The organism is Enterobacter cloacae complex sp. FDA-CDC-AR_0132, from assembly GCF_003010695.1.
GTDB lineage: Bacteria > Pseudomonadota > Gammaproteobacteria > Enterobacterales > Enterobacteriaceae > Enterobacter > Enterobacter ludwigii.
In genome coordinates, this window is record NZ_CP027618.1 from 1376582 (window position 1) to 1396638 (window position 20057).

At 56.4% G+C, this 20057-nt stretch carries 12 protein-coding genes; 1 reads left to right on the forward strand and 11 read right to left on the reverse strand.

Annotation, left to right across the window (positions count from 1 at the left end):
• Nucleotides 1-48: 48 nt before the first annotated feature.
• Together AM379_RS06775 and pdeH are read right to left on the reverse strand one after the other, a co-directional pair.
• Nucleotides 49-2091, reverse strand: coding sequence for an AsmA family protein (locus AM379_RS06775; RefSeq protein ID WP_106503557.1), 2043 nt, complete (start codon nt 2089-2091; stop codon nt 49-51).
• 65 nt (nt 2092-2156) lie between these two features.
• Entirely contained in the window at nt 2157-2930 is a 774-nt protein-coding gene (gene pdeH / locus AM379_RS06780) for a cyclic-guanylate-specific phosphodiesterase (protein ID WP_020884490.1), read from the reverse strand.
• Nucleotides 2931-3158: 228 nt separating this feature from the next.
• Here pdeH and AM379_RS06785 point away from each other — a divergent pair, with 228 nt between their 5' ends.
• Nucleotides 3159-4088 (forward strand): sugar kinase, encoded by a 930-nt coding sequence (locus AM379_RS06785; RefSeq protein WP_106503558.1) that lies wholly within the window; start codon nt 3159-3161, stop codon nt 4086-4088.
• Between the two features lie 45 nt (nt 4089-4133).
• On the opposite strand, the gene AM379_RS06790 is transcribed toward AM379_RS06785, so the two are convergent.
• From AM379_RS06790 to bcsR, 9 genes are all read right to left on the reverse strand, one after another.
• The gene (locus tag AM379_RS06790; RefSeq protein ID WP_014172086.1) at nt 4134-5627 is read right to left on the reverse strand and encodes a M16 family metallopeptidase; all 1494 of its coding nucleotides are present in this window, start codon (nt 5625-5627) and stop codon (nt 4134-4136) included.
• Between the two features lie 226 nt (nt 5628-5853).
• Nucleotides 5854-7140, reverse strand: coding sequence for a dicarboxylate/amino acid:cation symporter (locus AM379_RS06795; protein WP_106503559.1), 1287 nt, complete (start codon nt 7138-7140; stop codon nt 5854-5856).
• 159 nt (nt 7141-7299) lie between these two features.
• Nucleotides 7300-9306 (reverse strand): biofilm formation regulator HmsP, encoded by a 2007-nt coding sequence (gene hmsP, locus AM379_RS06800; protein ID WP_025202803.1) that lies wholly within the window; start codon nt 9304-9306, stop codon nt 7300-7302.
• A gap of 119 nt (nt 9307-9425) precedes the next feature.
• Nucleotides 9426-12908, reverse strand: a complete 3483-nt coding sequence (gene bcsC / locus AM379_RS06805) for a cellulose synthase complex outer membrane protein BcsC (RefSeq protein WP_106503560.1) — start codon at nt 12906-12908, stop codon at nt 9426-9428.
• A complete protein-coding gene (gene bcsZ, locus AM379_RS06810; protein ID WP_032679200.1) occupies nt 12890-13996 on the reverse strand; it encodes a cellulose synthase complex periplasmic endoglucanase BcsZ in 1107 nt (368 codons plus the stop codon). The genes bcsC and bcsZ overlap by 19 nt, the downstream gene beginning before the upstream one ends.
• A 6-nt stretch (nt 13997-14002) precedes the next feature.
• Nucleotides 14003-16423, reverse strand: coding sequence for a cellulose biosynthesis cyclic di-GMP-binding regulatory protein BcsB (bcsB, locus tag AM379_RS06815; RefSeq protein WP_032679201.1), 2421 nt, complete (start codon nt 16421-16423; stop codon nt 14003-14005).
• A gap of 10 nt (nt 16424-16433) precedes the next feature.
• A complete protein-coding gene (bcsA, locus tag AM379_RS06820) occupies nt 16434-19049 on the reverse strand; it encodes a UDP-forming cellulose synthase catalytic subunit (RefSeq protein WP_047355815.1) in 2616 nt (871 codons plus the stop codon).
• The gene (gene bcsQ, locus AM379_RS06825) at nt 19046-19798 is read right to left on the reverse strand and encodes a cellulose biosynthesis protein BcsQ (protein WP_025202798.1); all 753 of its coding nucleotides are present in this window, start codon (nt 19796-19798) and stop codon (nt 19046-19048) included. The genes bcsA and bcsQ overlap by 4 nt, the downstream gene beginning before the upstream one ends.
• An 11-nt stretch (nt 19799-19809) precedes the next feature.
• Nucleotides 19810-19998 carry a cellulose biosynthesis protein BcsR gene (gene bcsR / locus AM379_RS06830; protein ID WP_020884481.1) on the reverse strand — a complete coding sequence of 63 codons (189 nt, stop codon included), beginning with the start codon at nt 19996-19998 and terminating at the stop codon, nt 19810-19812.
• Between the last annotated feature and the right edge of the window lie 59 nt (nt 19999-20057).

The window sequence follows — 20057 nt, forward strand, 5'->3', positions numbered from 1 at the left end:
TGATACCCTCTCCCCCAGGGAGAGGGTAAAGGTCCCGAAAGCCGTACGTTATTTTTTCATCTGCGACAAAATGTTCCGGCACTGATTCGCATCCCCTTCTGACGGCGAAATTAACGCCAACAGCGCCGCCGCTGGCGTAACCAGCGTCGCGAGTGCTGCCGCCACCGCGCCGCGCGCAATCAGCGGACCAGGTTTCACACCCGCCTGCGGATTTTTAAAGGTCCCACGCACGTAGAGCGGCGAACGCAGGGTGATGATACGAATCCCCTTACTTTCCGGATCGATGGTTAAATCAAGCTGCTCGGAGGCCATACTGGCGGTGCCGGTCACGTTGATGACCGCGTTCTCCGTATCGAAGGCAAAAATTTGCGGGCGCGCCACGCCGTTGACCAGATCCAGGTTGGCCGCCGCACAGTTCACCCGCACCTCATCATCACCGAAGATTTGCCCGATGACGTAGTTCCCGACGTTCAGCCCAAGGATCTCCATCAGGTTGCGGCTCACCAGCCCGTCATTCATCAGAAGCTTCAGGTTACCGTTACTGCTCCCGAGCAGTGCAGCTACGGAATTCCCCACGCCGCGGATATCCGCATCGCCGTTCATTTCACCCAGGGTTTTCTGCATCAATTCCACGTTCGGCATCAGCTCTTTCAGTTTGAGCCGGCGGGCCTTGATATCGGCACGCCCCTGCATCGGCTTTTTATCGCCTTCGAGGTGAATGTTCGATGAGAGGGTCCCACCCGCCATGCCAAACTTCAGCGGCTGCAGGCGTAAATCGGCATTTTTAAGCAGGATATGGGTCGAAAGATTGCTGATCGGCAGCGTACTGCCATGTTCGATTTTGCCCCCTTTAAAGCGAACATCCGCATCCATTACGTCCCACTTATCGGTTTCAAAGCGATCGTAAGGCAGGACTTTCCCCGCCGGCTGGCGATCTTTCTTCACCTCTTTTGATTTCGTGCCTTTACCGGAATCAATCCCGATCAGCGGCCCCAAATCGGCCAGCCGCAGCTGACGAGACTCCACATCGCCTTCCAGTTTCGGACGCGGTTTTCCGGTGGTGTAGGTCAACGAGCCATGGATATCGCTGTCGCCAATACGGCCATTGAAATCGCGATAATCAAATACCGACGATTTTTCCGTGTCGATTTTTGCCACCAGATGCCCGTCCGTCTCAAACGGTGGCGTATCTGGCAGCAGGACGCCAGTGAGTTCATACAGTTCACCCAGCGAATCACCGGCAAACTTCAGCCGCAGATCAACGCCCCCCATGTTCATAGGATCGTTGACGGTCCCGGTGAAGGCCACCCGCGTGTTCCCGGAGCGGAAATCCCCCTGCACAGGAAATGGCGTCGAGTCGCTTCGAAGCGTCAGCATGCCGCCAATTTTGCCAGTGCCGGTCAGGGGCTGCCCTTTGTAGCGCCCTTCGGCCTTCAGGCCGAAAACGTAATCCCCGGCTTTGGCATTATCGCCCTTCGCTTTTGCGCCGGTCACTTCGCTAAACGGCAGCGGTTTGCCCAACGGATCGACCAGGATCTCAACATCAGCCTTGCTGACCTTGTCGTCGATGGCGATCCGCCCGCGATCGAAGAGAATATTGTCGAGACGGAATGACCATGATGAGGGTTGCGCATTGGGATCTTTTTCGTCGCTGCTGGCGAGATCAAACGTCCAGTTGTTGTTCTTTTCGGAAAGGCGGATCAGACGCGCATCGGGCTGCTGAAGCTTGATCCACGGCAGGTAAACCGTTTTGGTCAGTAGCGCTAACGGAGCCAGCGTGGCTTCTACGCGGGGCAAATGCACCATTGTCACGTCAGGAATATCCGGCGGGTTGCCGAGAATGATATCGTCGGCGTGGACATGCGGCCAGGGGATCCAGCTTCGCCAGCCGGTCTCCTCTTTCTGGCGTTCCCACACCACCCCGAGATCGCCGCGTATGGCGAAGGGGCGATTGAGTTCGGTGGAGACTTTCTGGTTGATGGTCGGCTTAAGGCGGTTCCAGTCAAACGTCGCGATAATGACGACGGTGACCACGATCAACAACAATAAAATCCCTGCTGTCCAGGCGATTACCCTGGTTGTTTTTGTCATTGTTATCCCCTTTCCTGATGACCTTACCTGTAAAACTATAGTTCAGACAAAGGGAAGCGGGCAGATCAGAGGATCGTTATCACGGAATCGAGGGTATCCATTGGGACCGGACGAGAGAGGAAATAGCCTTGTGCCGCCGCCGCGGGAGAATTTTGCACATCACGCCACTCTTCCAGCGTTTCCACACCTTCCACTATCACGCCCTGGCAGTAGCGGTTCATCAGCTGTAATAACAGCGTAAACAGATTCCGCCCTTCCGGGGTCTGGCGCAGCATAATGAACAGGTCGCGGGCCACTTTAATGTAGTCGTAACGCACTTCGCTGAGGGCAGAGAAGTTCGCCATCCCGGTGCCAAAGTCATCCAGCCACAGCGGGCCGAATTCGCACATCGAGGCAAATGATGAGTCCTGTGGCAGACGAACATGCTCCACCAGCTCAAAGCGCATCCACGGTAAGGAGGCGATCAGCTCCTGTAATTTCGCGTTCTGGCGCAGCGCCAGCAAGGTGGGTCCATCGACGTTGACCGAGGCGAGGATGGCGTGCTGTTCGAAAAAGGCCTGTTTGGTTGCCAGCATACGGAGCTGTTCTTCCAGCACATCCAGGCGCTGGCGCACGGCAACTTCGGCAAAATAGCGGTCCGGAGCGATACGCTGTGAGGGGTTTGACGGGTGCGTCACGACGGTCAAAATTTCAATAGCCATCAGTCGACCGTCCGTTCGGTAGATCGGCTGATAGGTGTACGCACGCTCACATTGCAGCCAGTAGCGATGCTCCTGCAAGTTCTCAATACTTGCCTCAGGCGTAGTGCTCAGCCGCTGGATAACCTGCTCTGACTTCATTTCAGATGTCCTGTTGTTGGATGGCCTTTCTGGACTCGTCAAAGGGTTATCGGCCCGGCAATTGAGAACTTTATGTTCAATTCAGCCGGAAAATGAAATTAAGCGGGCAGAAATTAACAGGAACACGCGCTGGCTCAAATAAAATAATGGAACGTCGTTTTAATATAGTTGACCACATAATTCACTCAGCGCACACTACCGAAAATTACTCTGTTCAGGTTCACGACTATGACCAAGAAAATTGCCGTGATTGGCGAATGCATGATTGAGCTGTCACAAAAAGGCGCGGAAGTCAGCCGCGGTTTTGGTGGCGATACGTTAAACACCTCCGTTTATATTGCCCGTCAGGTTGCCCCTGAGGCCCTTACCGTGAACTACGTCACCGCCCTGGGGACGGACAGTTTCAGCCAGCAAATGCTGGAAGCCTGGCAGAGTGAGCAGGTGGACACCTCGCTGATACAGCGTATGGAAAACCGCCTGCCGGGGCTTTACTACATTGAAACCGACGATACCGGCGAGCGGACCTTCTACTACTGGCGTAACGAAGCCGCGGCCAAATTCTGGCTGGAGAGCGACGCTGCGGCTGCCATCTGCGAAGCGTTAGCCACCTTTGATTATCTTTATCTGAGCGGGATTAGCCTGGCTATTTTAAGCTCAACCAGCCGTGAAAAGCTGCTGTCGTTACTGCGTGAATGCCGCGCCAATGGCGGCAAGGTTATTTTCGATAATAACTACCGTCCGCGCCTGTGGGCCAGCCGTGAAGAGACGCAGCAGGTTTATCAGCAGATACTGCAATGCACCGATATCGCCTTCCTGACGCTTGATGATGAAGATGCGCTGTGGGGTGAGAAACCCGTTGATGAGGTGATTGCGCGTACGCAGGCCGCCGGCGTAAGTGAAGTGGTGATTAAGCGCGGGGCTGATTCATGTCTGGTCGCCATCGCAGGTGAAGCCGTCATCGACGTTCCTGCGGTGACGTTGCCGAAAGAGAAAGTGATTGATACGACGGCGGCGGGTGATTCATTCAGTGCGGGCTATCTGGCGGTGCGTCTGACGGGCGGGACACCTGAAGCGGCGGCCCAGCGTGGACACCTGACGGCGAGCACCGTGATCCAGTATCGCGGGGCAATTATTCCGCGTGAGGCAATGCCACAGTAAAAACAAAACCCTCTCCGACAGGGAGAGGGTTCTGGATGAGGGGCATTACTGCCCCTGCGGGATATCCGTTGCGTCCTGGTGCAAATCATCTGCGGTAGCAGCCTGCGATGGCTGCGGCGCGGAGGCCATAATGGTATTCCAGGTCGACTGAAGTTCCTTCATGTCATATTCCGGCTCGCCTTTCGGCTGCAGAAGAATCAACGCCATTTCCTGCGACAGCTGCTGACGTAAGTCCTGATTCAACATATCAACGGTCAACCCCTCCAGGAAGTCCTGACGAAGCTTCTGGTACTGCTCCGGCGCGATATCCACCACCTGATTCTGCAGTGAGCGAATACGCTGGCTGATCAGAATGTCGGTATCGGCGCGGGCATACGTTGCAAACAGCTTCTGCAGCTCAAGTTTTTTCTGCGCGACCAGTGCATTGAACTCTTCTTCCGACAGGCCCTCTTTGCGCACTTTTGCCAGCTCTTTTGCCACCACGCCCAGATTCGCATTCAGCTTATCGCCCGGCGATTCAACGTTAATGGCACACTGTGCACGCTGGAACAGCACGCGGCAGTCAAAGCCGAGACCGATATTCTTCACGTTATTCTTGCTGAGCGTCTGCTGAACGTGCCAGAACAGCGCTTCACGTGCCAGATCGGCACGCCAGTAGCGCAGCAGCGCCGCTGACTCACGGATTGGCTGCCAGGCGTTATCCCACATGACGGAGAGGCGGTCCTGACGAACGGTATCCGTCATAATGCTGACAGGCTCTGCGCGCAGCGGAGAGAGCGTTGGGACAGGGGCCGGTGTTTCGCGTTTGCCTTTCAGTTCGCCAAACGCTTTGTTGATCTGCTCCACCACCGCACGGCTGTCCACATTCCCCACCACGATAAGCGTCATCGCGTCCGGGGTGTACCATTTCTGGTAGAACGATTTTACCTGCTCAGCGTCCACCGGCTGTTTCAGCGGCTCGGCCGGGTCATGCCCAAGCAGCGTTGAACCCTTCAGGCGGTAACGCCACCAGCCCTCTTTGGTGTCCACAGGCCAGGTGGCAACCATGTCACTGTTGCTCAGCGCATAGTTAACAGTTTCCGGCGTAATCGCCAGATTGCCCGACGCATCGGCGAGATACGTAAGGGCTTCTTTGAGCAGGTCGTTACGGTTATTTGGCAGACTCAGGTTGAACATGGTGTAGTCATACGAGACCACAGCCGGCGGAAGCGGGCGTTTCGGATCAATGGCCTGTTGCCAGAGCGAACGCACCTGAACTGCTTGTAAACTGCCGCTCTGCGTGAGCGCCAGTCGGGGAATAAAGTGGCTAAAACCGGTTTGCTGAGTGCTTTCCGTGAGGGAGCCGGTATTGACAGACAGACGGATTTCAACACGGTCACTCGGACGTTGTGGGGTGGCTAAAACCTGCCACTGAAAACCGTTCGCTAGTGTCCCTTGTTGCCAGGCCGGGTCTGGCTGGAGCGCATCTGCCTGCACATAACTGGCTGCTGCCATCATCAGCAAACCGCCGGTTAAGAGTCGAATTTTTGTGCCCTGCATGTGAACCCCTGATCAACATTCCTGGTTAAAGAGAGTGTCTCGCGACGCGTTTCACTCTAAAAGATGACGATGAAAACACGTCGATTAGACCGCGTGTTCTACAAAACGTCACGGTCAGAAGTGAAATATACCCAAAAAAAATCTTGTCGAATTATGACAGGTACGAACAGTTATTATGCGCAGGAGCCCGCATCCCGACAAGGGAATGCGGGCATTTGTGACAATATTAAGAGGATAAACCAGGAGTTTTGCTGTCTGACTGGCGATTATTTAACGTATCGTCGAGTTTTTTGTGATCCAGCTCTTTCACCCATTTTGCCACGACTACCGTTGCCACACCGTTACCTACGAGGTTGGTTAAGGCACGGGCTTCAGACATAAAGCGGTCAATACCGAGAATCAGAGCCAGACCCGCCACCGGCAGGTGTCCGACCGCGGAAATGGTGGCCGCCAGCACGATAAAGCCACTGCCAGTAACACCTGCGGCCCCTTTAGACGAGAGCAGGAGCACCACCAGCAGGGTAACCTGATGGAAAATGTCCATATGGCTGTTGGTCGCCTGAGCGATAAACACGGCCGCCATTGTCAGGTATATCGAGGTGCCATCAAGGTTGAAGGAGTAGCCCGTCGGGATGACCAGCCCCACCACCGATTTACGGCAGCCCAGCCTTTCCATCTTATCGAGCATGCGCGGCAGGGCCGATTCTGATGAAGAGGTCCCCAGAACAATCAGCAGCTCTTCGCGGATATAACGGATAAATTTAAAAATGCTGAACCCTGCCGCGCGGGCGATTGAGCCCAGCACCACCACCACGAACAGAATACAGGTGATATAGAAGCAGATGATGAGCTGACCTAGCTGCACCAGGGTACCCACACCGTACTTACCGATGGTGAATGCCATCGCACCGAAGGCCCCAATGGGCGCCAGGCGCATGATCATATTGATGATGCCGAAGATGACCTGCGAGAAGCTTTCGATGACGTTAAAGATCAGCTGGCCTTTGTTGCCCAGACGGTGCAGGGCAAAGCCAAACATGACGGCAAACAGCAGCACCTGCAGAATGTTGCCGCTGGCAAATGCACCGATGACGCTGCCTGGGATAACGTCCAGCAGGAAGGCCACTACCCCCTGGTCTTTCGCCTGATCGGCATACACCGCGACCGCTTTGGCATCCAGCGTCGACGGGTCAACGTTCATCCCCGCGCCGGGCTGCACCACGTTCACGATGATAAGACCAATAATCAGCGCAAGGGTACTGACCACTTCGAAATAGAGAAGCGCCACTGCACCGGTACGGCCTACCGCCTTCATGCTTTCCATGCCAGCGATGCCCGTCACGACGGTACAGAAGATCACCGGGGCGATGACCATTTTGATGAGCTTAACGAATGCGTCGCCAAGCGGTTTCATTTGTGCGCCAAGTTCAGGGTAATAGTGACCAAGCAAAATACCGATTGCGATGGCTGTCAGGACCTGAAAATAGAGACTTTTGAAGAGTGAGGTTTTCATAGGGTGTCCTTGGGAAGAAAAACCACAGGCTTTGTAAGGTTATGGTTAACCTGCGGCTTTAAAATAACACCCGTATAACAGGACAGAAATAAACCCAGTTCAAATTTGAAACACAAATGTTAAGAACTTTGAGCTGGCTCGCACAAGCCAGCAACAAAATTACACGTTTGCGCTATTGTCCCCACCGGAAAGGTAGCGTTGTTCAAAGACATCCGACGGAACAGCCGGCGCAAACAGGAAGCCCTGTCCGCCCTCCACGCCCGCTTCAGCCAGCCAGGTGCGCTGCGCGTCTGTCTCAATCCCTTCGGCAATCAGCTGCAGTTTCAGGCTGCGGGCCAGCTGGATAATGGCCTGGACCATGCTGCTGTCTTCCGGCAACCCTTCAACAAAGGCTTTGTCGATTTTCAGCACATCCACCGGCAGGGTTTTCATATGCTGGAGCTGACGCAGCCCGGCATAACCCATACCGAAATCGTCCAGCGCGATGCGTATACCGGCATTACGCAGCGGTTTCAGAATCGCGACCGCCTCATTAGGATCGTCAATACGCCGGCTTTCCGTGACTTCCAGCGTCAGCGTATCAGGCTTGATCCGGTAACGATGGATCAGCTCCAGCATCTCAGACACCATGGTCGGATGCATCAGCTGCAGGGCGGACAAGTTGACCGACAGCGGGAGCGTCACGCCTCGTTCCTGCCAGGCAGCAAGCTGACGGCACGACTCCTCCAGCACCCAGTAACCGACGGTGACCATCAGGCCACAGGATTCGATGCGCTCAATGAGCCCTTCCGGCAATTCCCATGAACCATCCGGCTGCTGCACGCGCAGCAGCGCTTCCGCGCTGATCACCTCGCCCGTCAGCAAATTCACCTGCGGCTGGAGCCAGAGGGCAAACTGACGGTTATCCAGCGCGGTCAAAATGTCGCTCTCTTCCGTCAGGCGCTGCTGCGCCCTTTCCATCTGTTCCGGGTCGAAGAACTGGATCTGATTTTTCCCTTTGCGCCGGGCGGTAAACGCCGCCGAGAAAGCACGACGGTAAAGCTGTTCCGCCGTTAAGTCACCGTAGTACATCGCAATACCGATACTGGCGCTTGGACGAAGCTGGATGCCCTGAATGGGCAGCCGCTCATTAATGACAGTGAGTACTTGCTGACCTAACGTGATCGCATGCCACGGCTCTTTCACGCCGTTGGCAATCACCACCAGGTCATACCCGCTGACCTGGGTCAGCACCATGCGCGGGGCCAGCACGGACTTCACTTTCTCCACCAGCGTCAGGAGCAGCATTTCACGCTGGTTCTCTTTGAGCACGCCGGCGGTGTCCTGCAGGGTTTCACAGGCGATCACCATCAGCGCGGTGGTTTGCTGGCGGGCAACAGTCTGTTCCAGCATCGCCATCAGGAAGGCTTTATTGGGCAGCTCCGACACCGGGAAGCGCGTGGCGCTGCTGTTCAGCTCATCCTGCTGGCGCTGCATCCGCTGCTGGTTGAGGTTATAGCTGCGTACCAGCATGCCAATCTCGTCATCATGATGAAGACGCGGCAGCGGAAGCTGATGCCCCACCTGGTCCTGCGGTGAAAGCGTGTTCAACTCCCGGGCAATCCGGCGTAGCGGATGCACAATCAGACGGTTAATACACCAGGTCAGCGCCACGCTCAGAATAAGCGTCATAAGTAAGCAAGTGGTCACTAACGTGACAACCCAGCTCATGACGAACTTGTACATGCGGTACGAGTCTGCCTGCAGAACAAGGTAGGCCAACGGCTGTGGATTCGCGGGACGCTCAAGCGAATAGACCGGCAGCGAAATCTGCACCGGCAGTTCAAACAGTCGCATCACCATCATGGGGACCGGTCGCTCGGGGATAAAACTCATCCGCAGCGCCTGAAACTGATTGGGTAACACCACGTCTGCGCGGCTCACGACACCGGCAGGCTGAATGCGTTTTAAAATGGTTTCCGCTTCGGGAATATCCCCTTTCAAAATAGAGGCAGAGAGCGGGCCACGCACCGAGCGGGCAATACTTTCTAATTGCGAAGCCGTGTTATAGCGATTCTGCTGTACGGAATGAAACAGCAAAATTACGCAAAAAAGGAGTACAAACAGCATTGTGACGGCAGAAACCATCGCCATCTGTTTGATAGTTAAGGAACGGCTGACACGCAAAATGACTCTCCACAAAACTCGAAGCGCAGGGCGCACCAGGGTGTAAACCTGGTGCGCCTGAGTATACCCGATTGCTGTACTTTTAAGAGAGACTTACAAATGGATTAAGTTAAATCCGATTACCAGTCCGCGTAAGGGATCAGCGGCTGCGGCGGTAAGTCCATATCGCCCTGCCAGCCTGCAGCAGAGTAGCGAACATAAAGCAGTGCGTGGCTTGGGGTATAATCTTTTGCTTCCTGAATATCCACACCGAGGCCCACAAACCAGTTGGACGTGACCCGGCGCTCGATAATGGCCCGTGCGGTATAACCCGTGCCTGAGCTGCTGCTGCCGGTTTCCATTTCGCCTCTGTCGGTGTAGCGACCGGGCTCATCGGTCGGAATCAGTCCCTGAATGGGATAGCGCATCACGTCGTTAGTTTTAGAATGAGACCATGACACCGATCCGCCCAGCTCCCAGGACCAGTTCTCGGTACGTTTACGCCAGGTGACAGGCAACGCGAAGGAGACATACTCCTGCGGGCTGTAATAACCGCCCTGACCCAGCGTATAACCGCTCAGATCTTTATCGTAGTGCCAGAGCATGTTGCTCACGCCGACGGTCAGACGCTCATTGTTTTTATTGATGAGCTTGTAGTAGTAACCGGTCATCCAGCGGACGCGCCAGTTATCTTCCACATTTTTACCCGTCAGCGTTTCCGCATTCAGGCTCGACCAGACGCCGTGCGCCTCACCTTTGTCATAACTGATGCTCGCGCCACCGCCGGTTGCGCGCACGCCGCCCCAGGTGGTGCCGGTGTTGGTATCTTTTTGCCCGGCAAAGGCGAGCAGAGAGCTGGAGATCGGGCGACGATGGGCGTTAACGGTGTAACCGATTGGCCCCAGGTCGCTGCTGTAGCTTACACCGCCGACCACGTCGACAACGTCAAAGCCCATCGGCGTGGTACCAATATCCCACGCCCAGGTTTTATTCTGCCAGCCCACGGCAATACTCGCGCCATTTGCTGACTGATGCGTGTTGCCGCTACACGGCGTTTCGTAACAGGTGCCCCATTTCGGATCGTAGGTACCGTTATCGGTGGAAAAGGACCCGGCATCCATATTGACCAAATCGCTACGCAGGAACATACGGCCATCCGCCAGTGGTGCATCCGCCTGTAACATGGTGGTATGCGCTTTAAGATCGGAATAGCCGCCGGTGCCGCTGGAGCCCCAGTAATCATGCTGCAGCGTGACGTTAACATCCTGCTGACGGTACAAATCACCGGCGTCGCTACGCACGCCGCGTTTCAGCCAGTCGTCTTTTTCGTCGTTACGCGTCAGGCGGGTAAAGCTGTCATTGTCAGCCGGACGTGTCGTCGTAACACCTGACGACACCATCGCATCTTTATACGTTTCCAGTGCCTGCTGAGGCTGACCATTTTGCGTCTGGAAACGGGCGGCATCACGTAATACCAGCGCGTTTTCCATAGATGCAGGCTGTGATTTCGCCTGAGGAATAATCTTGCTGAACGTCTGCTCTGCGGCGGCGGAATCCCCAAGGCCTGCCTGCGCCATCGCGATCCGGCGCTGCATATTGAGCGACAGCGGCTCTCCGTTTTGCGCAGCAGGCAGTTTTGCCAGCGCGGCACGGGCTGCCTCTTTGTTGCCCTGGGCGCTATACACTTCGGTCAGACCGAGGATCGCATCTTCGTTCTGCGGTTCACGCTCCAGCACGGTGTTATAAGCCGTTTTCGCGGCCTCCAGATCGCCACGCTGCTGCGCCCAGTCCGCAAGGGTTAAGTCGATACGGGTAGAGGACGGCTGCTGGCGAAGGAGGTTTTCCGCCTCCTGCTCTTTGCCGCTGTCGCGCAGTCGGTTTGCCGTTTCCAGCGTCTGGTTACTCTGCAGGCGGTCGGCAAGCTCCTTAATATTAGCGTTCCACTGGCTGCGCGGAAGCGTCTCCAGATGCGTGAGCGCGGCCCGGTCCTGATCGTTTCCGGAGAGATACAGCCCACTGGCATACACCTGTTCCGGATCGGACGGTTTCTGGCTGGCAAGCTGGCGCATCAGGGTATCCGCCTGGCTGCGCTGGCCCGCGCTATAGAGATCGCGCGACAGACGGTAGGTTATCCAGACGTCGCCCGGAGAGAGTGCCAGACGACGACGCTGAATTTCCGCCGCCTGAGCGTATTGGCCCTGGTTTTCCAGCTGTTCCGCCTGGGCTGACAGCTGCTCGTTGGTCAGGCTACGTTCAATGTCATCAATGCTTCGGCGCTGGCTGGCAGAGAGCGTCTGGATAAACTGCGCGGCCTTTTCCGGGGACTGCGCACGATAAACATTGGCAAGGCCACGAACGGCATTGCTGTTACCGCTGTCCATACGCAGCGCCTGACGGTAATAACGTTCCGCCGCAGCCGTGTCTTTACGCGCCGCCGCGGCATCTCCCAGCCCCAGCACCGCATAACTGTCGGTATTGTCGAGGGCACGCGCCTGCTGGTAATAACGTTCCGCCTGCGCCGTATTGTTCGCTTTCAGGGCGGTATCACCCTGCTGGATCAGCAGCCAGTAGCGGTTAACTTTCAGCAAACTGTCCCATTTACCGCGGTTATCGCTCTGCGGATCGAGGGCGATCGCCTTTTCAAACTGCGCCACCGCACGGGCGCGATCGCCTTTCTGAGAGTACGCCTGTCCAAGCGCGCCCACGGCTTCGCTGTCGGCATGATTTGCGCTGACCGCTTTTTGCAGATCCGCCACCGCCTTATCGCCCTGCCCGGCATCCACCGCCGCCAGCCCTTGTGCTTTTGCACGGAACGTTGGGTCGGCGAGCTGTTTTTGCTGCGTATCAAGTTGAGTACGCGCCGCCGCTACGCTGTCGCCGTCGCTGAAGACGCTCAGGTATTTTTGCAGCGCGCTGACGCTGGCGTTACTGACAGGCTGATCTTTGATCTGCTCATACCACATATCAGATGCCTGGCTGCGGCCATTGCTGGATTTGGCCATCTCCTGCAACACCGCAAAGCCTTCATCGCGGCGTCCGGTCTGGAACAGGAGCTGGGCCAGCGTGCCCTGCAACTGCGTATTGCCCGGGCTGCTGGCGTTAATTTTCTTCAGCTGATTAATGGCGACGCTACGGCGGGCAGGATCTTTCGCCACAACATTCCAGTATTCCGTCGCCACGTCACCGCCCGGCGGATTACCGTCAAAAAGCTTGTCATAGGCCGCAATGGCCTCCTGAGTATGACCCGTTGTAGCCAGTAACCGGGCCTGCTGTAACTGCTGACGGCCTTCAGGCGTAGAAAGCAGCATCGTATTGCGCGAGGACTGATACGCACTGGAGCCCGGCGCGATCCCTTTCAGACGATCCAGCTCTTTTTGCGCACCGGCGTTATCACCCTGACGAAGCAGGTAACGAAAGCGCGCCGCAATGACGTCGGGGTTGTTCGGGTCAATCAGCTCAAGGCGGTAGAGCGACTGACGAACCAAATCCTCACGCTGCGTCGATTCACCCAGCCGCACCTGTTGCAGCAGCTGTTGCTGCTGCGGGGAGTTAGCGGCCTGAGCCAGCGGCATCAGTGCCAGGCTAAGCGATAAACTGAGAAGATTTACTGTGAAGTTGCGCATTCCTGGCCCCAGTCCGGTATTAATTCACCTTGAGCGGTGAAGCGAAAACGATGCTGATCCCATCCTTGCCCGAAGAGAGTCAGTACGTAGCTGTAATAGGCATTATTATCGGGAAAATTATCTGCAACGCGCTGGCGCTGTACCGCCTGCGCATCACGCTGCTGTAAAAAAGGCAGCATCGCAGCGGAAAAGCCGACCGGCCCCTTGCCCGCAGGCTTCCCGCTCGCCACATCCACTTTTTCCGGCGGTACACCGTGTTTCGTGGTCATTGTCGCCATCGGCCGGAAGCGTGTAAGCAACCGGGCTTTCTGGGCGTCTTTGTCACTCATCATTCCGACCCAGAGGTAGACGCGGATGGCGTCGTAGCCGCCCACCAGCGATTTATCCTGCTGCAAATGCCAGCCTCTGTTTTTCTGATACTGCACCCAGTCCGGCGAAAACCCCTTTGGCGCCGTTTCCAGCAACAAGCGCAGGTTGGTTTCACGAAGGGTCGTCCACGGGGCACCAAAGCGCGTGAAATAGCTCGCTATCTGCGGAGGAAGATAGCTGGGGTTAAAGCGCCAGGCTTTCTCCTCGGCAAAACCGACCTTCCCGGGCAGCAGCATGGAGCCGAGTCCCGGTACTTTCACCACTTCCTCATGGGTAATGCGTTTAAGGAGCGCCTTACCCGTGCGGGTATAGTCCGGATGTTTCCACAGCCGGCCCGCCTCAAGCAGTGACCAGGCAATCCAGACATCGGCATCCGAGGCGGAGTTGGTATCGATTATCGCCCAGTTGTCGTGGTCTTTCTGACCCCATAGCCAGGCGGGCAAATTATCGTTCAGATTGCCCCCGGCCAGGTTGTCGCGCGTCCACGTCAGCAATTGATCAAAGGCTTTGCGATCGTTCGCGGCCAGGGCAATGAACAACGCATAGCTTTGCCCTTCCGACGTGGTGATTTTGCGCGTGTCGCTGGGATCAATGACACGCCCGCTCTCACTGATGTAATCCTTTTTAAACTGCTCCCAGGCAGGCCAGGTGCAGGCGGCGCGAAGAGGGATCGCCGCCAGCATCAACGCTGCTAACACACACCAGCGAAACGCTTTCATCGCCTGTTACTCATCCGGGTTAAGGCGACGACGGCTGATGATACGCAGCAGACGCCACAGCACCCACGCCAGCAACACCACGCTGACGGCGGCCAGGATAGCCAGCAGAACCGGATGGTTAGCCAGCGCATACCACAGACGCTCGAACCACGGCAGATGGCCCACGTAGTACACATCGCCCACGCGCAGGCTATTGACCCCAGACTCGCGGATCACCGCCACCGAACCAAACATCGCGGCACGTTTGCCGCTGTCGTTCATCGCGCTGTTGAGTAACGCATACCCACGCGGGCTGTCCGCCAGGAGCGCCACTACGCTACGCTGCTCGTTGTAAGGTGACTGGAAGCCAACCACCGCGGCCATTGGTCCCTGAGACGTAACGGTTGTCTGCACGCTGGCCTGACGATCGTTGATATCCGGCATAATGCTCGGGAACTCGGTCTGACGCAGTGGCGTGTTAACCCAGGACTGGGCTGCTTTGACCAGCAGATCGATACGTTTGTCATCCTTCAGCTTATCCGGGATGTTACCGATCACCATGATGTCCGCGTCTTTGTTCTGGATCTGGCTACCATCGTCAGTCAACGTGACGTTAATTGCCGGTAATCCGGTCTGCGCACCCACGGACGCCATGGTGTCCAGCAGGGTCGTCACCTGGCCCTCATTTGGCGCTTTTGGCATGACGACAATGGATTCAGAGAGATCGGCCATACGGCTGAACGGGAAGCTGGCATTAGCAAATGCACGCAGGTCCGGCATGGCAAGGAAGTGGTAATACTTCGAGAAGTCGATGGTTGACTCATCACCAATCACAACGTGGTTCTGTACTTGCTGGAAGGTGATGCAGTTATCCACCGAGCCGCCGGGCATCGGGTTCATGTACTGGAAATCAAAGCGCAGCTGGTTGATCGCCCCAAGCTTCAGCGCCGGAATAGAGACGTCCGTTTTCCCGTCCAGCAGCCCCTGCAACACCGGCAGACGGAGCATCAGTCGGTTAGTATCCTGCGTGCTTGTCAGACTGAAAGATTGCAGGAACTGGTTGTTCAGGCTGATATCCATGCGTGAACTGTCTTTGGTTGCCGGCGCGGTGTAACGGTAGCTCAGATTGATATCAATGCCGTTGGTGCGCAGCAGGTACAGGTCTGGCGGCAGATTCAGTGACAGACTAATCGGGGCTGGCTCAAGCCCCGTCGCCTGAAGCTGTTCTTCATACGTTTTCAGTTCGCCAAACGTGACGGCACGGTCAGTACGCACCCAGTTTGGTGCATCATAAGGTTTACGCGGCAGCAGCGGTTTAACCTCATCCACCACCACGCTGTTTCCACGGAACAGAACGTTACCCTGGGCAATGCCCTTGGCCGCCTGCACCAGGTCTTTATCATCACGCCCGAAGACCACCAGCAGCTTCACGTACGGGTTATCCGGGTGGCTCATCATCTCAATGGTCGGCGCTTTTACGTCCGGGTGATCGCGCAGGAAGGCAGGACGTTTCGCGTTGGTCGCAAACACGATCGCGTTTCTGTCCGGCATTTTGTCGTACATCACCGGGAAGTTCTGCCCGCGCCAGCCAGAACGTGAACCAAACCACGATGCCACAATGGTGGCCGCCAGCTGCTCGGTGACGTCCGGAGACGCCGCAAACACCATTGGCAGCACTAACTGACGACTATCACGCGGATCAAAGAACGGAACCGGGAACGACGAAAGGTCGTTTTTCAGTGCCAGCGACTGGTAGGTCATCTGCAGCGAAGAGTTGCGTCCTACGTCTACCCACAGCGTATTGCTGGCAGGGTTCTCACAGACGTCACGGTAGTGACCGACAAACTCCAGACGTATGCGGTTAAAGTCGGTGATGAAAAGAGGGTTAATCGGCACCTGGGCCTGTGTTTTCTTACCCAGTTGCTCTTTCGTGACGGGCAGAACGTCCATCAGTTCATCATTCAGGTAAACCTTCAGCTGAGACTGTACCGGCAACAGCGACGGTGATGGCGTGTATTCAAGGTTCAGCATGGCGTGAGAGACAACCTCATCGCTGCGCATACCGAACTCAATGCCGCCGTTAGGGTTAATACCGCGCAACACCATGCTGCCCGGCGGCGGCGCAATCTGCGCAAAGCTCAGCTTCACGTCCCGTGATGGGGCATCTTCCGCGACAATAGGCGCGTTTGCTCCCTGTACGCCCGGCATCACCTGACCGACGACATTGCTGTCTGCCGGCAGGGTGTTGCCGTCCGTAGGCTGGTTCGGAATGACGTTTTCCGTTTGACCGGGTGCCGCGGTGATAACCGGATCGGTCGCCTGGGCGACCACAGGCACCGTCGGAGCAGGCGTTGCCGCTGCGTTATCGGGTGCTGCGTTAGCCATCGTTGTGGGGAGCGCACTTACCCCCATTGCCACTGCACATAACCAGGAAAGTTTAGTTTTCATCGCGTTATCATCATTGTTGAGCCATAACCGGGTCCGCCTGCTTCGCCTCATCCCGCTCGGGACGACGAGGAACGAACGATACGATCCAGGAAACCAGCGAAGTAAGGGACCGGAAAATTAATTTCACCGACGACGGGGCAAATTCTGCAAGGTGACGATAGCCACGGAACCCCAGCTTCAGAATATCCAGCAGGCTTTCCAGAGGCTTATCTTCCGGGAAGCTGTCCTGCCAGAGAGCCCACGTGTCCGCGCGGGCAAACGTACACTGCACAAAATCAATATGTTGCTTTTTCGTCAGCGGCATCAGCTGCAGACCGACTTCATTACCGGCTACACGCACCACCTGCGTCGGGAAGACGTACTCCTGCTGGCCGCGCTTCAGCAGCAGGTTAACCTTCTGCCCTTCCAGCACCTTCGCCTGACCGTTGATTTTTATCCCCAGACCACCGTCTGAGAAGTCGTGCACGGTACAGGAGAAGAGGTGACCATCTTCACGGGCGATTGCCGCAGGCATGCAGATTTCCACGCGATGCGCACGGCGGACTTGTTTGCTCTCCACCGACACCGCAACCGCGCCGCCGAGGATAATCAGGTTGTAGAACACCCATGCCATACTCACGAACACGGTCAGGATCTCGTTTTCCGGGCCGTAGAAGTAGCGCCAGATACCGGCAATCACGCCCACGATATTCAGCAACACCAGGAAGATGTACGGCCGGGAGATGACCCAGTCGACATACTCTTCTTCCACCAGACCGCCCTTCGCGGTGACGTTGAATTTACCTTTGTGCGGGTTGATCAGCGCCACCATCGTCGGCGGCGCGATGTACCAGGCCAGCACCGTTTCGTAGATTTCACTCCAGAACGAATGGCGGTATTTACCCTGAATCTTCGAGTTCGTCAGGCTCGCGTGAATCATGTGCGGCAGAACGAACAGCGCAATCATCAGCGCAGGCGCGTAGATGATATAGGCGTGAAGAAGCAGGAACGCCAGCGGCGCGGTCAGGAAGATGAGGCGCGGGATACCGGACAGGAAGTGGAACATGGCGTTGACGTAGCACAGACGCTGCGCGAGTTTCAGCCCTTTCCCAATCAGGGGGTTATCGAGACGGAAAATCTGCACCATGCCGCGCGCCCAGCGAATACGCTGGCCGATGTGCGCCGAGAGAGATTCCGTTGCCAGACCCGCGGCCTGCGGAATACGCATATACGCGGAGGTGTAGCCCCGACGGTGCAGGCGCAGCGAGGTATGCGCATCTTCGGTGACCGTTTCGACGGCAATGCCACCGATCTCATCCAGCGGTTTACGACGAATAACCGCACAGGAACCGCAGAAGAAGGTCGCATCCCACATGTCGTTCCCGTCCTGCACCAGGCCATAGAACAGCGTGCCTTCGTTAGGGGTTTTACGGAAACGGCCAAGGTTACGTTCAAACGGATCCGGCGAGAAGAAGTGGTGCGGCGTCTGCATCATCGCCAGCTCTTTCTCCTTCAGGAACCAGCCCATCGTCATCTGCAGGAACGAGCGCGTCGGCACGTGGTCGCAGTCAAAGATTGAGACAAACTCACCTTTGGCATATTTGAGGGCGTTGTTGATGTTCCCGGCCTTGGCGTGTTCATGGGTGGTACGGGCGATGTACTCGACACCCACCTCTTCCGCGAACTGACGGAACGCCGGGCGGCCGCCGTCATCCAGGACCCAGATTTTGAGTTTATCTTTCGGCCAGTCGATACCCAGCGCGGCGTAAATCGTGTTTTTTACCACGCTCAGGTCTTCGTTGTAGGTCGGCACGAAGAGATCGACAGACGGCCATTGTGACGTGTCTTTTGGCAGCGGAACCGGCTGACGGTTGAGCGGCCAGATGACCTGGAAATACCCCAGCACCAGTACAACCCAGGCGTACGTTTCCGCAAACAGCAGAACCAGACCGCACACCAGGCTGACCGGGTCATCCCAGTTAAGCGTTGAGGTGTAACGCCACCAGATGTAGCGACAGGAGACGGTCAGCGACAGCACTATCAGCATCAGGGCGGAGAAGCGTCCCGGAATACGGCGCACCAGCAATGCCACGCCCCACAGCAGGATCAGGAAGGTGAACTGCGCCAGAGGGTTAAAGGGCTGCGTAATACAGACCAGGGCCAGAATGAGCGAGAAAACGACGATTACGCCGAGTATAAAACGCCGCAAGCCCGGGTGCAGATGCCCGAGCTCTTTATGGTTATCCAGATGGCTGGTCTTGTCACCCACGCGGTCAGGCAAACTGTCCAGCCACTGGTGGTAGCGCTCACGTAAATGTTGCACGCGGGAGAAGCTGCGCCAGCGCGGCGCTTTGTGTTCTGAGCGGGACGACGTGGCCACCAGCCAGACAGCCTGAATGATATAACGCGCCGGATCCAACGGCCGCGGGCGGTCGGGATGAATATGCGGATATAACTCACTGTGCTGCGCACGAATGCGCTGCCAGCGCGGGTGTTCGAGGGGAATGAACGTCCAGGCCAGAATCATCCAGAAGCAGCCGAGCGCGGCGCTGAATGCCGAAGCTCCGTGCCGGCGAAAATGCCGGTAATGTTCGCTCAGACGCGAACTGACCGGCGGGATGAGTAACCAGCTGGCGAGACGGCTCATACAGAACTCCCTGCAGGCTCTGCCCCTTTGGCAAAGTGCAGCAGACACCAGTTCGCCAGCGTCAGGATCTCTTCTGCCGCCAGGGAATCGCTGCGGTATTCACCGAGTGGCTGTTTGGAGGCAAGGCATTCCGCCATGCCCTCATCACGATGGATAACAATCGGCAGCAGACGGCGCTGGCTTTGCAGCCAAACCTGATACAGATCGTCCTGGATCTGGCTGCCAATGCGTAAATCGTTAATCAGGATATGACCATTTTCAGGCAACCCTTGCTGATGCAGACGGATATGGCAATTCGCGTCGACGTTCACAATCGACAGCACGCGATCGCACTGCGCCATAAGCTGTCGGGTCAGCGTGCCGGCGCCGTGCGGCAGATCCAGAAGGATCCACTTATAATGGCCTTTTTCTTTCAGCTCCTGCAGCGCGACGGTGAACTGGGAAAACAGACGCTGATAGGCAGCTTCATTTTCACGCTCGGTAGTGGTCAATTGGCCAAAGGGCAGTACATCAAGCTGCGAGGTATAACGCATACCCGCATCGCGCCAGTCTTTATCATCAAGCAGCGCGCGAGCCCAACCCTCTGTACGCGTAAAGTCGACATTAAACGACATGCGCAGCAAATTATCGGCACAGGCGTCAATCACCAATACCGATTCACCTAAAAGCTGTAATGACCACGCCAGCGCCGCGGTAACGGATGTTGTACCTACTCCACCACGGACGCCCTGTAATCCAAGTATGGCCATCAATGGCTCCCTTATTGTTGTTGGGCAAATTCAGCTAATAGCGGCCAACGTTTAATAGCCGCGGCCAACTGTTCCCGCTGGGAAATGTCGGTGTAATCTATTTCAGGTAATGAAAACGCCTGCGTCAGCGCCAGAAAGTCGTTCTGGAATGTGTAACCCAGGGTTGAGTCGACTGGGGTGCCGGGTTCGTTATTATCCATTCTATTCCATCCCTTTGAGTAAAATCGCACAATCAGAAGTAGCGAGGCTTCCTGCCCTA

Coding starts and splice junctions, on each gene's coding strand:
- AM379_RS06775 (WP_106503557.1), bottom strand. CDS start 2,091: ATGACAAAAACAACCAGGGTAATCGCCTGGACAGCAGGGATTTTATTG.
- pdeH (WP_020884490.1), bottom strand. CDS start 2,930: ATGAAGTCAGAGCAGGTTATCCAGCGGCTGAGCACTACGCCTGAGGCA.
- AM379_RS06785 (WP_106503558.1), top strand. CDS start 3,159: ATGACCAAGAAAATTGCCGTGATTGGCGAATGCATGATTGAGCTGTCA.
- AM379_RS06790 (WP_014172086.1), bottom strand. CDS start 5,627: ATGCAGGGCACAAAAATTCGACTCTTAACCGGCGGTTTGCTGATGATG.
- AM379_RS06795 (WP_106503559.1), bottom strand. CDS start 7,140: ATGAAAACCTCACTCTTCAAAAGTCTCTATTTTCAGGTCCTGACAGCC.
- bcsC (WP_106503560.1), bottom strand. CDS start 12,908: ATGCGCAACTTCACAGTAAATCTTCTCAGTTTATCGCTTAGCCTGGCA.
- bcsZ (WP_032679200.1), bottom strand. CDS start 13,996: ATGAAAGCGTTTCGCTGGTGTGTGTTAGCAGCGTTGATGCTGGCGGCG.
- bcsB (WP_032679201.1), bottom strand. CDS start 16,423: ATGAAAACTAAACTTTCCTGGTTATGTGCAGTGGCAATGGGGGTAAGT.
- bcsA (WP_047355815.1), bottom strand. CDS start 19,049: ATGAGCCGTCTCGCCAGCTGGTTACTCATCCCGCCGGTCAGTTCGCGT.
- bcsQ (WP_025202798.1), bottom strand. CDS start 19,798: ATGGCCATACTTGGATTACAGGGCGTCCGTGGTGGAGTAGGTACAACA.
- bcsR (WP_020884481.1), bottom strand. CDS start 19,998: ATGGATAATAACGAACCCGGCACCCCAGTCGACTCAACCCTGGGTTAC.